This is a genomic window from Bradyrhizobium sp. Unk1, assembly GCF_059512345.1.
The window spans coordinates 132,793-144,770 of the sequence record NZ_JCAMOP010000012.1; the positions used below are offsets into that span (position 1 = coordinate 132,793).

Annotated in this window: 13 protein-coding genes; 6 read left to right on the top strand and 7 right to left on the bottom strand. The window is 65.6% G+C overall.

Translation table 11 applies throughout. The features are described from left to right. The first annotated feature begins 20 nt into the window (after nucleotides 1–20). The 6 genes from AC5ZFO_RS17370 to AC5ZFO_RS17395 all read left to right on the top strand — a co-directional run bounded on the left by AC5ZFO_RS17370 (nucleotide 21) and on the right by AC5ZFO_RS17395 (nucleotide 4,698). On the top strand, nucleotides 21–983 hold the full coding sequence (locus AC5ZFO_RS17370) for a sulfonate ABC transporter substrate-binding protein (RefSeq protein WP_496122254.1): 963 nt from the start codon (nucleotides 21–23) through the stop codon (nucleotides 981–983). An 8-nt stretch (nucleotides 984–991) separates the two neighbouring features. After that, nucleotides 992–2,158 carry an FMNH2-dependent alkanesulfonate monooxygenase gene (gene ssuD / locus AC5ZFO_RS17375; RefSeq protein WP_282525188.1) on the top strand — a complete coding sequence of 389 codons (1,167 nt, stop codon included), beginning with the start codon at nucleotides 992–994 and terminating at the stop codon, nucleotides 2,156–2,158. Further along, entirely contained in the window at nucleotides 2,155–2,961 is an 807-nt protein-coding gene (gene ssuC / locus AC5ZFO_RS17380) for an aliphatic sulfonate ABC transporter permease SsuC (RefSeq protein WP_282525189.1), read from the top strand. The genes ssuD and ssuC overlap by 4 nt, the downstream gene beginning before the upstream one ends. A 20-nt stretch (nucleotides 2,962–2,981) precedes the next feature. Next, nucleotides 2,982–3,830 carry an ATP-binding cassette domain-containing protein gene (locus AC5ZFO_RS17385; RefSeq protein WP_282525190.1) on the top strand — a complete coding sequence of 283 codons (849 nt, stop codon included), beginning with the start codon at nucleotides 2,982–2,984 and terminating at the stop codon, nucleotides 3,828–3,830. A 32-nt stretch (nucleotides 3,831–3,862) separates the two neighbouring features. Continuing rightward, entirely contained in the window at nucleotides 3,863–4,444 is a 582-nt protein-coding gene (locus tag AC5ZFO_RS17390) for a flavin reductase family protein (RefSeq protein ID WP_282525191.1), read from the top strand. Between the two features lie 98 nt (nucleotides 4,445–4,542). After that, on the top strand, nucleotides 4,543–4,698 hold the full coding sequence (locus AC5ZFO_RS17395; protein WP_028160973.1) for a hypothetical protein: 156 nt from the start codon (nucleotides 4,543–4,545) through the stop codon (nucleotides 4,696–4,698). A gap of 115 nt (nucleotides 4,699–4,813) precedes the next feature. On the opposite strand, the gene AC5ZFO_RS17400 is transcribed toward AC5ZFO_RS17395, so the two are convergent. The 7 genes from AC5ZFO_RS17400 to sciP form a co-directional block, all read right to left on the bottom strand. Further along, nucleotides 4,814–5,962 carry a M20 family metallopeptidase gene (locus AC5ZFO_RS17400; protein ID WP_282525192.1) on the bottom strand — a complete coding sequence of 383 codons (1,149 nt, stop codon included), beginning with the start codon at nucleotides 5,960–5,962 and terminating at the stop codon, nucleotides 4,814–4,816. Between the two features lie 254 nt (nucleotides 5,963–6,216). Next, nucleotides 6,217–7,602, bottom strand: a complete 1,386-nt coding sequence (gene flbD, locus AC5ZFO_RS17405) for a sigma-54-dependent transcriptional regulator FlbD (protein WP_014492540.1) — start codon at nucleotides 7,600–7,602, stop codon at nucleotides 6,217–6,219. A 51-nt stretch (nucleotides 7,603–7,653) separates the two neighbouring features. Continuing rightward, nucleotides 7,654–8,004, bottom strand: a complete 351-nt coding sequence (fliN, locus tag AC5ZFO_RS17410) for a flagellar motor switch protein FliN (protein ID WP_028160971.1) — start codon at nucleotides 8,002–8,004, stop codon at nucleotides 7,654–7,656. Continuing rightward, nucleotides 8,001–8,630 (bottom strand): FliH/SctL family protein, encoded by a 630-nt coding sequence (locus tag AC5ZFO_RS17415; RefSeq protein WP_282525194.1) that lies wholly within the window; start codon nucleotides 8,628–8,630, stop codon nucleotides 8,001–8,003. The genes fliN and AC5ZFO_RS17415 overlap by 4 nt, the downstream gene beginning before the upstream one ends. Further along, a complete protein-coding gene (gene fliG / locus AC5ZFO_RS17420; protein WP_282525195.1) occupies nucleotides 8,630–9,721 on the bottom strand; it encodes a flagellar motor switch protein FliG in 1,092 nt (363 codons plus the stop codon). The genes AC5ZFO_RS17415 and fliG overlap by 1 nt, the downstream gene beginning before the upstream one ends. A gap of 17 nt (nucleotides 9,722–9,738) precedes the next feature. Next, the gene (gene fliF / locus AC5ZFO_RS17425) at nucleotides 9,739–11,349 is read right to left on the bottom strand and encodes a flagellar basal-body MS-ring/collar protein FliF (protein ID WP_282525196.1); all 1,611 of its coding nucleotides are present in this window, start codon (nucleotides 11,347–11,349) and stop codon (nucleotides 9,739–9,741) included. 188 nt (nucleotides 11,350–11,537) lie between these two features. Beyond that, nucleotides 11,538–11,813: a CtrA inhibitor SciP gene (sciP, locus tag AC5ZFO_RS17430; protein WP_002714638.1), complete on the bottom strand. Its 276-nt coding sequence runs from the start codon at nucleotides 11,811–11,813 to the stop codon at nucleotides 11,538–11,540. Between the last annotated feature and the right edge of the window lie 165 nt (nucleotides 11,814–11,978).

Consider the following 11,978-nt stretch of genomic DNA (forward strand, 5'->3'; position numbering starts at 1 on the left):
CCACGCACAAGGGTTTGAACATGAGGCGTATCATTCAACGTCTGATCGCGGCCATCGTGCTGTCGATCGGCATCGTCGCCGCCGCGGTCGGCACGTCCTACGGCCAGGACAAACAAGACAAGGTCGTCCGCATCGGCTACCAGAAATACGGCAAGCTGGTGCTGCTCAAGAGCAAGGGCACGCTGGAGCCGAAGCTCGCGGCGGACGGTTACAAGGTGGTGTGGACAGAATTCCCGTCCGGCCCGCCGCTGCTTGAGGCGCTCAATGTCGGCGCGATCGATTTCGGCAACACCGGTGAGGCCCCGCCGATCTTCGCGCAGGCCGCCGGCGCGCCGATTCAGTACGTCGCCTACGAGCCGCCGGCGCCGAAGGGCGAGGCGATTCTGGTGCCGAAGGACAGCCCGCTGAAATCGGTCGCCGATCTCAAGGGCAGGAAGGTCGCGCTCAACAAGGGCTCCAACGTCCACTATCTCCTGGTCAAGGCGCTGGAGAAGGCGGGCGTCAAATATTCCGAGATCGAGCCGGTGTTCCTGGCGCCGGCCGATGCGCGCGCCGCCTTCGAGCGCGGCGCGGTCGATGCCTGGGTGATCTGGGATCCTTTCCAGGCCGCCGCGGAAGCCGCCACCGGCGCGCGCACGCTCGCCGACGGCACCGGCATCGTCGCCAACTACCAGTTCTATTTCGCCTCGAAGAAATTCCTCGAAGCCAACCCGAAGATCGTCGACGCCGTGCTGGCCGAGCTGAGTTCGGTCGACGATTGGGCCAAGGGCGACATCCACGCGGTTGCCGAGCAGCTGGCTCCGGCGATCGGCCTGTCGGTCCCCGTGGTCGAGGTGGCGCTGAAGCGGCAGGCCTACGGCATCAAGCCGATCACCGATGCCGTCATCGCCGACCAGCAGCAGGTTGCGGATGCGTTCTTCGCGCTCAACCTGATCCCCAAATCCATCAAGATTTCCGACGTGGCCCGGAAACCAGGATCGTGAGCAAGCATATGAGTAAGCAGTCCAACGCCAACATCCTCTGGTTCCTGCCGACCCACGGCGACGGCCGCTATCTCGGCACGGGCATCGGCGGCCGTGAGGTCAACTTCAACTATCTGCGCCAGATTGCGCAGGCCGCCGACCAGCTCGGTTATTACGGCGTGCTGTTGCCGACCGGGCGGTCTTGCGAGGATTCCTGGATCGTCGCCTCCTCGGTTGCGCCGTTCACCGAGCGGCTGCGCTATCTCGTGGCCGTCCGCCCCGGCCTGCAATCGCCGAGCGTGGCGGCGCGCATGACCGCGACGCTCGACCGCGTCACCAATGGCCGGCTGCTCGTCAACGTCGTCACCGGCGGCGACCCCGTCGAGAACAAGGGCGACGGCATCTTCCTCGGCCATGACGAACGCTACGAGGTCACCCGCGAGTTCCTCAACGTCTATAGCGACCTGCTCGCCGGCAGGACCGTCAATGTCGAGGGCACGCACATCCATGTCGAGGGTGGCAAGCTGCTGTTTCCGCCGGTGCAGGCGCCACGGCCGCCGCTCTATTTCGGCGGTTCATCCGATGCCGGCATCGACGTCGCCGTCGACGCCGTCGACAAATATCTCACCTGGGGCGAGCCGCCGGCGCTGGTTGCCGAGAAGATCGCGAAGGTGAGGGAGGTCGCAGCTACGCGCGGCCGCAAGCTCTCCTTCGGCATTCGTCTTCATGTGATCGTCCGCGAGACCAATGAAGAGGCCTGGCGCGCTGCGAACGAGCTGATCAGGCATGTCAGCGACGACACCATCGCGCTGGCGCAGAAGAACTTTGCCCGCATGGACTCGGTCGGCCAGCAGCGCATGGCGCAGCTCCATGGCGGCCAACGCGACAAGCTCGAGATCGCCCCGAACCTGTGGGCCGGTGTTGGTCTCGTGCGCGGCGGCGCCGGCACGGCGCTGGTCGGCGACGCCCAGACGGTGGCGGCCCGCATCAGGGAGTATCAGGACATCGGCATCGATACCTTCATCATGTCGGGCTACCCGCATCTGGAGGAAGCCTATCGCTTCGCCGAGCTGGTATTCCCGCTGCTCTCGCTTGAGCAGCCGAGCAACGTAACCAAACTGCACTTCAACGGCGGTCCGTTCGGCGAGACCGTCGGCAGCGATTACCGTCCGCAGCAGCGAGTGTCCGAGTCATGAGCCTGATCGACAGCGTTTCACTTCCGCGCAGCTTCCGCCTGCCGCGGGTTGACGGCCTGATCCAGTGGATCGTGCCGCTCGCCATCATCGCAATCTGGCAGGTCGCGAGCGTCACCGGCTTCGTGCCGACGCGGGTGCTGCCGGCGCCGAGCGACGTCGTGCTCGCGGGCTGGAAGCTGCTGCTCTCCGGCGAGCTCGTCCGTAACATCTGGGTGTCGTTCTGGCGCGCCTCGATCGGCTTCCTGATTGGCGGCGGCATCGGTTTCGCGTTCGGTCTCGCCAACGGCCTGTCGCAGCTCTCGGCCAAGCTCACCGACACCACGCTCCAGATGGTGCGCAACGTGCCTCATCTGGCGCTGATCCCGCTGGTCATTCTGTGGTTCGGCATCGACGAGAGCGCAAAGCTGTTCCTGGTGGCGCTCGGCGTGTTCTTCCCGATCTACCTCAACACGCTGCACGGCATCCGAACCGTCGACCCGCAGCTGATCGAGATGGGCCGCATCTACGGCATGACCGACAGCGAGCTGTTCCGACGGGTGATCTTCCCCGGCGCGCTGCCTTCGATCTTCGTCGGCATCCGCTTCGCGCTGGGCATCATGTGGCTCACCCTGATCGTCGCCGAGACCATCGCGGCGTCTTCAGGCCTCGGCTACATGGCGATGCAGGCGCGCGAGTTCATGCTGATCGACGTCGTCGTGCTCTCGATCCTGATCTACGCCCTGCTCGGCAAGCTCGCCGACAGCGCCTCCCGTGTGCTGGAGCGCCTGACGCTCTCCTGGCACCCCGCCTTCCAGAAACGCTGAGCAGAAATACTGGGAATCACATGCAGACAGCTCTTCGTACGACCCTTCCCGAAACCGAGCTCGCCAGCCGCGCCAATTTCGTGCCGCAGGCGCGCGTCGTGCGCGAGGAGCGCCAAGAAGAACGTCAAGCGCAGACCACAGGCCTGCCGCTCAGCATTCGCGGCTTGCGCAAGTCCTTCGTCGACAACGAGGTGCTGCGCGGCATCGACCTGCACATCCCCGCCGGCCAGTTCGTCGCCATCGTCGGCAAGAGCGGTTGCGGCAAGAGCACGCTGCTGCGTCTGATCGCCGGTCTGGAAAAGTTCGAGGCCGGCAGCATCAGCTTCGGCCAGGATGTCCAGCCCGAGGACATCCGCGTGATGTTCCAGGAGCCGCGCCTGCTGCCCTGGGCGCGCGTGCTCGCCAATGTCGAGGTCGGCCTCGGCCGAGATCGGTCCTCCGGCGACGCGCATGCGCGCGCCGAAAAGGCGCTGACCGAGGTCGGGCTGGCCGACAAGCGTGACCAGTGGCCGTCGGTGCTGTCGGGCGGCCAGAAGCAGCGCGTCGCGCTCGGCCGCGCGCTGGTCTCCCGTCCCCGGGTGCTCGCCTTCGACGAGCCGCTCGGCGCGCTGGATGCGCTGACCCGCATCTCGATGCAGCGTCTGCTGGAGCGGGTCTGGCGCGACCAGGGCTTTACCGCGATCCTGGTGACCCACGACGTCTCCGAGGCCGTTGCCTTGGCCGACCGGGTGCTGGTGATCGATGAGGGCCGGATTGCCCACGACGTTACGGTTAACGCCGCCCGGCCGCGCGAACGCGGCTCCGCCGAGCTCGCAAGCCTCGAAGGCTCGATCCTGAGCCATCTTTTGTCGGCGGAAGATCGTACCTAAATACAAGGGAACCCCGGTTCGGGGACCATGCCATGAATGTAGTGCCCCGCGATCTCATGACTGAAACTGCCGTCTCGTCCGCCGATTTCCGCGGCGCCATGCGCCACCTCACGGGCGGCGTCAGCGTCATCACCGCCGGGCGGGGCAAGGACATCACCGGCATGACGGTCACCTCGGTGACCTCGCTGTCGGTCGAACCGCCGACGCTGCTGGTCAGCATCAACCGCGATGCCTCGTCCTTCCCGCTGATCAAGCGTTACGGTGCCTTCGGGGTGAATATGCTGGCGGCCGATCAGCTGGACGTCGCCGAGCGTTTTGCCGGCAAGGGCGGCCTGAAGGGCGCCGATCGCTTTGCCGGCAGCCAGTGGGTGACGGCGGTCTCCGGCGTTCCGCTGCTCGTCGGTGCATTGTCCGCGGTCGATTGCGAGGTCGAGGAGATCGTCGAACGCCACTCGCACGGCATCGTCATCGGCCGCGTCAGGAGCGTCAGGAATTCGACCCGCAATGCTGCATTGGCCTATTGGCACGGCCAGTATGTGGCGGTCGACCAGGACGAGGACGCGGCTCGGCTCGCAGACGTCAGCCTTCCCGCCCGGGGCCTGCGCGGCGTTTGATCGCCGCTGACAAGCGGGCCTTCAGGCTGGCCTTTTCCCCGTCATCGCTCTAGAAGCGCCCTAAGCGGTCCCGTCCGGGACGGCAATGGAGCGGAACGATGAAACGCGTCGCGACCTGGGCCTTCTACGCCATCGGCGCGCTCGCAATCGGCTACCTCGCGCTCTACGCCTATGCAATGTTCAGCGGCCAGCCGATCGTGCCGGGCGACCCCATCCACATCTTCCGCAAGCCGGACGCGCCGAGTTATTCGTAGGACTTGGTAGGTCTCGTAGGGTGGGCAAAGCGAAGCGTGCCCACCGCTGCTATCGAACGAGACGAATGGTGGGCACGGCGCAAACGCGCCTTTGCCCACCCTACGGCACCTGTGTTCACCCCCGCAAAATCGCCAGCGCCAGCGCCTGGGCGCGCGGCACGATGCTGTCGAGCTCGAGATATTCCTCCGGCGTGTGCGCGAGCCCGCCAACCGGCCCGAGGCCGCAGATCGTCGGCGTGCCGACTGCGGCGGTGAAGCCGGAATCGGCGCAGCCGCCGGAAAACTCGCCCTGGAGCGTCGTAAGGCCGACCTGCTTTGCGGCCGCTTGATAGCCGTCGAACAGCGTCTTCGACTCCGCGCTCTGCACCACCGGCACGAACTCGCCCTTGACCGTCAGCGTCGCACTCGTGCCCGGCACGTAAGAGGTCGCGATGATGGTCTCGATCGCGGCCATGATCCTCGCACGATCCGCCGGATCGACGTAACGCAGGTCGATCTGGCCCTCTGCTGAGGGCGCCGTTGTGTTCACCGACTGCCCCCCCGAGACGAGACCGACATTCAGCGTGATGCCCTTGTCGAGATCGGTCAGCGCGTGGATATGGACGATCTTGTGCGCGAGCTCGCCGATCGCACTGACGCCCGCGGCGAAATTGGCGCCGGAATGCGCGGCTTTGCCGGTGATGGCGAAGTGCATGAAGATGCCGCCCTTGCGGCCGGTGACGATGTTGCCGGTCGGCCGTCCCGGCTCGGAATTGAACACGGCGCGTGCGGCGCGTCCCTCGCGCTCGATCACCGGGCGCGAAGAGGGCGAGCCGATCTCCTCGTCCGAGGTGATCAGCACCTTGATCGGATGCGGGCTGCCGCCGAATTTGTGGAAGGCGGTCGCCACGAAGATGTTCATGACGACGCCGGACTTCATGTCGGCAACGCCGGGTCCATAGGCGCGCTTGCCCTCAATCGTGAACGGACGCCGTCCGGCCTCGCCCTTGCCGAACACGGTGTCGCGATGGCCCATCAACAGCACCGGCTTCTCGTTGCTGCCGGGTTTGGCGATCTCGGCATGGATCGCATCGCCGAAGGTGGCGTTGCTCTCGCGCCGGAACGGAATGCCATGCTCGGCAAAATGCCGCTCGAACCGCGCACCGACCGAATCGACGCCTTCCTTGTCATAGGATCCGGAATCGATGTTCACGACGTCGCGCAGCAGATCGATCATCGCCTGCCGCTGCGACGCCAGCCAGTCCGTGATTTGAGCTTCCGACATGTGTATCCTCGCGTGGTTCTAGGGCTTTGCTTATAGAGCCTCGCGTAGGCGCGACCTAGTCGCCGGATGCGGTGCGGCCATGTGATAGGTCCCGTAGCCCGGATGGAGCGAAGCGAAATCCGGGAATCCCGATCGCGGAGCTAACCCCGGATTGCGCTTCGCTCCATCCGGGCTACGGGACTCTGCCGGTGGACGCGCAAAACAAGATGCCCGGGACCAGCCCGGGCATTTGCATTCTCAACCAGTGTGGAGACCTACGCCCCCACCATCGGCATCCGCGGATATTCGCCCGGCGTCCCCGCCGGTGTGATCGGAATTCCGCCGTCGGAATATTCGTTGAGCTTGTTGCGCAGCGTGCGGATCGAGATGCCCAGAATGTTTGCGGCATGGGTCCGGTTGCCGAGGCAGTGCTTCAGCGTCTCCAGGATCAGGTCGCGTTCGACGTCAGCGACGGTGCGGCCCACAAGCGCCCGTGTCACCTGCTCGGCGGCCATGGTCGCATGTGCCACGGCCGGGGCGGTCTTGGCGAGGTCGAGGCGGTCGCCGTCCGGGGTGAGGATGGCGTCGGGGCCGATCTCGTCGCCCTGCGCCATCAGCACCGAGCGGTGCATGGTGTTTTCGAGCTCGCGAACGTTGCCCTGCCAGCGGTTGGTGGAGAGCACGCGGCGCGCTTCCGCGGAGATCGGGCGCACCGGTACGCCGTTGGCTTCGGCATATTTCTTCACGAAATGCTGGGCGAGCTCGAGGATGTCGAGGGGACGTTCGCGCAGCGGCGGGATCTTCAGATTCACGACGTTGAGGCGGAACAGCAGATCCTCGCGGAACGTGCCTTCGCGCACGGCTTCAGCCAGGTTGCGGTTCGAGGTCGCGATGATGCGGATGTCCACCGGCACCGGCTTGGTGCCGCCGACGCGGTCGATCACGCGCTCCTGGATGGCGCGCAGCAGTTTTGATTGCAGGCGGACGTCCATCTCCGAGATTTCGTCGAGCAGCAGCGTGCCGCCGGTCGCTTCCTCGAACTTGCCGATCCGGCGCGCGATCGCGCCGGTGAAGGCGCCCTTCTCGTGGCCGAACAGCTCGGATTCCAGCAGATGCTCGGGGATCGCGGCGCAGTTGATCGAGATGAACGGCCGCTTGGCGCGGGCCGAGCGGGTGTGGACGTAGCGGGCCAGCACTTCCTTGCCGGTGCCGGATTCGCCGGTGACCATAACCGAGGCATCGGAGCCCGCGATCTGCTGGGCGAGTTTGATCACCTTGGCCATGGCCTCGTCGCGATAGACCAGCTCGCGGGAATCGTTGGCGACGGCGGCCAGCACTGCGGCGATCAGCTCCGGATCCGGCGGCAGCGGGATGTATTCCTTGGCGCCGGCGTGGATCGCGGCGACCGCGGCGCGGGCGTCGTTGGTGATGCCGCAGGCGACGATCGGCGCGTGGATGTGCTCGGCCTCGAGCCGCATCACGAGGTCGCGGATGTCGAGGGCGACGTCGACCAGCAGGAGGTCGGCGCCCTTGCCGCCGCGCAGCACGCGCATCGCCTGCTCGTGATCCTCGGCGTGGGTCACGGTGGCGCCGTTCTCCATCGCGATCTTGGTGGCGGTGGTGAGCTGGCCCTTCAATGTGCCAACGATGAGAAGCCGCATGTCAGTCTCCTGTCCGTCTGGTCGCGCTGCCGCGCGTCATTCCTTGCGCTATTAGCTGCGTTCGGTCTTGATGATTTCGGTCATGGTCACGCCGAGCTTGTCCTCGACCAGGACGACTTCGCCGCGGGCGACCAGCTTGTTGTTGACGTAGATGTCGATGGCCTCGCCGACGCGGCGATCGAGCTCGAGCACAGTGCCGGGCCCGAGCTTCAACAGCTCGCTGACGTCCATCTTGGAGCGGCCGAGCACGGCCGAGACCTGCACCGGCACGTCGAACACCGCCTCGAGGTCGGCGGCGGCGCGCGCCGCATATTCGTCCTCGTTGTAGCCGATGTCGGTGCCGGCAGGCGGCATCGGACCGTTGAGATCGGGCAGCGGGACCTGTCCGTCCGTGTCGCTCATGGCTTAGCTCCCCTGCGGGACGCGATATAGCGTCCGACCATTTCGTCGATCTTGGCCGCGATGGCACCGCGCTCCAGCACGACGCCGCCGTCGGCCCATTCGATCCGGCAGTCGCCGGTGGCGATATCGGGCTCGGCCAGGATCACCAGCCGGCCCTCGAAGCCGCTCTGCTTGGCGAGCCGCTCGACCTTCTCGCGCGCGCTGTCGTAGAGCGCGTCATTGATGCGGACGACGAGATGCGGCGTCGCGACCAGGTGCGAGAAGCAGTCCTTGACCAACGCCATGATCTCGCCGAGCGGCTCGGCGGCAACCAGATCGGCGCACAGCTTGCGCGCCACCGCCACCGCGACGTCGACCGCCTCGGTCTCCATCTTGGTCTCGATGTTGCCGATGCCGGCGGCGACGCCCCGGATACCGATGTTGATCTCTTCCATGGCGAGCGCGACGCGGCGGTCGCTCTCGGCCTTGGCTTCGCGCTGGCCGGCGGCAAAGCCGTCCTGATAGGCGCGCGCCTCGGCTTCCGCGATCTTCTGGGCGATCTCGGCGGCGGTCGCAGCCCTCTCCCGCGGCGACCGCTCCGGCGCTGCGAAGTCGGTGTCGAACAGGAATTTTGCCGGGGCGCCCATCAATACACCAGCTCGTCGTCGGCGCGGTTCTTGGTCAGCATGATCTCACCCTTGGCGGCGAGGTCCTTGGCGAGGTTGACCAGCAGCGCCTGGGCCTCGTCGACGTCGCGCAGGCGGACCGGGCCCATCGCCGCCATGTCGTCCTGGAGCATCTTGGCCGCGCGCGAGGACATGTTGCCGAAGAAGAAGTTGCGGACGTCCTCGTTGGCGCTCTTGAGCGCGACGCCGAGCTTGTCCTTGTCGACATTGCGCATCAGGGTCTGGGCCGAACCGGAATCCAGCTTCACGAGGTCGTCGAAGGTGAACATCAGCGCCTTGATGCGCTCTGCCGATTCGCGATTGTCCTCTTCCAGCGACGTGATGAAGCGGGTTTCGGTCTGGCGGTCGAAATTGTTGAAGATTTCCGCCATCACCTCGTGGGCGTCGCGGCGGCGGGTCTGTGACAGGTTGGACATGAATTCGGTGCGCAGCGTCTTCTCCACGCTCTCGATCACCTCCTTCTGTACCGCTTCCATCTTCAGCATGCGGTTGACGACGTCGAGCGCGAGCTCCTCGGGGAAGATGCCGAGCACGCGCGCGGCGTGTTCCGGCTTCAGCTTCGACAGCACGACCGCGATGGTCTGCGGATATTCGTTCTTGAGGTAGTTGGCGAGGACCTCTTCCTGCACGTTGGAGAGCTTTTCCCACATGTTGCGGCCGGCGGGGCCGCGGATCTCGTCCATGATGCCGTTGACGCGCTCCGGCGGCAGGTATTGCTGCAGCAGCCGCTCGGTGGCGTCGAAATTGCCCATCAGCGCGCCGGAAGCCGACATGCGCGAGACGAATTCGAGCAGCATGTCCTCGACCGTGTCGACCTCGACGGTGCCGAGCGTCGACATTTCCAGCGAGAGCTGGCGCACCTCGTCGTCGTCGAGCATCGACCAGATCTTGCCGCCATATTGCTCGCCCAACGCCAGCATCAGGATCGCGGCGCGCTTGGGTCCCGTCACCGCTTCGCTCTTGCCGCCCGCGCGGCTGCCCTGGCGGGCGCCGAGCGTCGAGATCACGCTGGTGATGTCGTTGGAATTGGCGTTTTGCAGGTTGCCGGCCATGTCAGTTCACTTCTCGATTATTTCGCGGGTTCGGTCAGCCATTGGCGGATGATGGCGACGGTTTCGTTGGGGTTGCGCTCGGCGAGCTCGCCGACGCGATGAACGGACTGGGCATGGACCTGGCCCTGAATGGTGGCGACGTCGATCGCGCTGGCGGCGCCGCCCGGCAGCAGCGCCTGCCCGGCAGGCGCGGCCTCCTCCGAAGCGGCGGGGCCGGTGAGGGCGCCGGAGATGGCGGCGGCGACCTCCTCGGAGGCGAGGATGCGCTTGACCAGCGGGCGGATCACCAGGAACAGCACGACCAGGCCGAGCAGCATCATCACGCCGAGCTCGACGAAGTACATGACGTCGTCCTTGGTGAACTGCAGCGTGCCGAGGAAACCGGAGGGCTCGGCGATCGGGGCGGTGGAGGGGGCGTCGGCAAAGCGCAGGTTGACGACCTCGACCTGGTCGCCGCGCTTCTGGTCGAAGCCGATCGCCGAGCGCACCAGGGTGGCGATGCGGTCGAGCTGTTCCTTGGTGCGGTCCGTGTAGGCGAGCTCGCCCTTGTCGTTCTTGGAATAGATGCCGTCGACCAGCACCGCGACCGAGATGCGGTTGACCCGGCCGGCCTCGGTCACCTCGGTCTTGGTGGTGCGGGAGATCTCGTAATTGTTGGTCTCTTCGGTCTTCTTGCTCTGGTCCTTCGCCGTCGGACCGCTGTTCTGCTGGTTGCCGGGCAGCTCGTTGTTGACGGTGACCTGGCCGTTATTGTCGGCGGTGAGGCTGCTCTCTTCCCGGGTCTGGCTCGAGCGCAGCACGCGGCCCTCGGGATCGAACTTGTCCGAGGTCTGGGTGACCTTGTTGAAGTCGAAATCGGCGGAGAGCTGGACGCGGGCGCGGCCGGAGCCGACCACGGAGGAGACGATGTCCTCGACCTGCTTGCGCATCCGCTTCTCGAAGGCGGTGCGGCGCTCGTCGCCGACCGCCTGCTCCGGATCGGTCGCGGCGCCGTCGGCGAGCAACGAGCCGGCCTCGTCGACGATCGAGACCCGCTGCGGCTTGAGCCCGTTGACGGCGGAGGCGACGAGGTGGCGGATGGCGCGGATCTGCTGGGCCTCGAGCGAGCCGCGGACCCGCACCACGATCGAGGCCGACGGCTCCGGCGCCTCGCGCGAGAACAGCGGGCGCTCGGGCAGCACGAGGTGGACGCGGGCGGCCTGGATGCGGTCGATGGCACGGATGGTGCGGGCGAGCTCGCCTTCGAGCGCGCGGAGATGGTTGATGTTCTGGACGAAAGAGGTGGTGCCGAGTGCATCCGACTTGTCGAACACTTCGTAGCCGACGCCGCCGCCCTTGGGCAGGCCGCCCTCGGCGAGCTTCATCCGCAGACGGGTGACCTTGTCCTTGGGCACCATGATGATGCTGCCTTCATTGCGCAGCTCGAACTGGATGCCCTGTCGCTCCAAATCCTTGATAATGCCCGAAGAATCCTCGACCGAGAGGTCGGTGAACAGCGTCGTCATCTGCGGCGTGGTCACGCGCATGATGACGAACGCGAAAAAGCCGATGAGCGCGGCGGTGACCGCGATCATCGCCCCGAACCGGGCGGCGCCGATACCCTTCAAAAAGTCCGCAAGACCTTGCAAGCAACCGCCCCGAAGCTTCGACCCGCAACCGAGCGGTCGAGTGGGCAATTATTGCCTAGGTGATGGTTTCGATATGGTTAACGAAGGTTAAGAGCTGGGACAAAAGTCGCGCCAAAAGGAAACATGAAAAAAATCGGCCTCGCGGGGCGGGGCCGATTTTCGTCAAAAGCTGCAGATTTCCGGATCGCTTACTGGCGATATTGCTGGATGCGGGTGGTGCGAAGACCCGCCAGACCGTGCTGGTCGATGGAAAACTGCCAGGAAAGGAATTCGTCGACCGTCAGGGTGTAACGGCTGCAGGCCTCCTCGAGGGAGAGAAGTCCGCCACGCACAGCGGCGACGACTTCGGCCTTGCGGCGGATGACCCAGCGTTTGGTGCCGGGTGCGGGCAGATCTGCGATCGTCAGCGGACTGCCGTCCGGCCCGATGACGTATTTTACCCTCGGGCGATGGGGTTCTGTCATGGCGTACTCACAAACTCTCAACCACTGAACTCACGCCGTAACCCTACGCGTGCGGGCTTAAAAATCCGCTAAGCCTAAGGCTTCAATACAATTCTCGTTGAAAATGGCTGGAACACAGCCGGCCCGGAGGGCTGGACACCATGATCCGAGCCGTCCGAGCGGGCA

Bases quoted from the DNA above. Each gene is read 5' to 3' on its own strand.
- flbD (WP_014492540.1), bottom strand. From the start codon at position 7,602: ATGCGGCTTCTCATCGTTGGCACATTGAAGGGCCAGCTCACCACCGCC.
- ssuC (WP_282525189.1), top strand. From the start codon at position 2,155: ATGAGCCTGATCGACAGCGTTTCACTTCCGCGCAGCTTCCGCCTGCCG.
- sciP (WP_002714638.1), bottom strand. From the start codon at position 11,813: ATGACAGAACCCCATCGCCCGAGGGTAAAATACGTCATCGGGCCGGAC.
- fliG (WP_282525195.1), bottom strand. From the start codon at position 9,721: ATGGCCGGCAACCTGCAAAACGCCAATTCCAACGACATCACCAGCGTG.
- fliN (WP_028160971.1), bottom strand. From the start codon at position 8,004: ATGAGCGACACGGACGGACAGGTCCCGCTGCCCGATCTCAACGGTCCG.
- AC5ZFO_RS17370 (WP_496122254.1), top strand. From the start codon at position 21: ATGAGGCGTATCATTCAACGTCTGATCGCGGCCATCGTGCTGTCGATC.
- AC5ZFO_RS17400 (WP_282525192.1), bottom strand. From the start codon at position 5,962: ATGTCGGAAGCTCAAATCACGGACTGGCTGGCGTCGCAGCGGCAGGCG.
- ssuD (WP_282525188.1), top strand. From the start codon at position 992: ATGAGTAAGCAGTCCAACGCCAACATCCTCTGGTTCCTGCCGACCCAC.
- AC5ZFO_RS17415 (WP_282525194.1), bottom strand. From the start codon at position 8,630: ATGGGCGCCCCGGCAAAATTCCTGTTCGACACCGACTTCGCAGCGCCG.
- AC5ZFO_RS17395 (WP_028160973.1), top strand. From the start codon at position 4,543: ATGAAACGCGTCGCGACCTGGGCCTTCTACGCCATCGGCGCGCTCGCA.
- AC5ZFO_RS17385 (WP_282525190.1), top strand. From the start codon at position 2,982: ATGCAGACAGCTCTTCGTACGACCCTTCCCGAAACCGAGCTCGCCAGC.
- AC5ZFO_RS17390 (WP_282525191.1), top strand. From the start codon at position 3,863: ATGAATGTAGTGCCCCGCGATCTCATGACTGAAACTGCCGTCTCGTCC.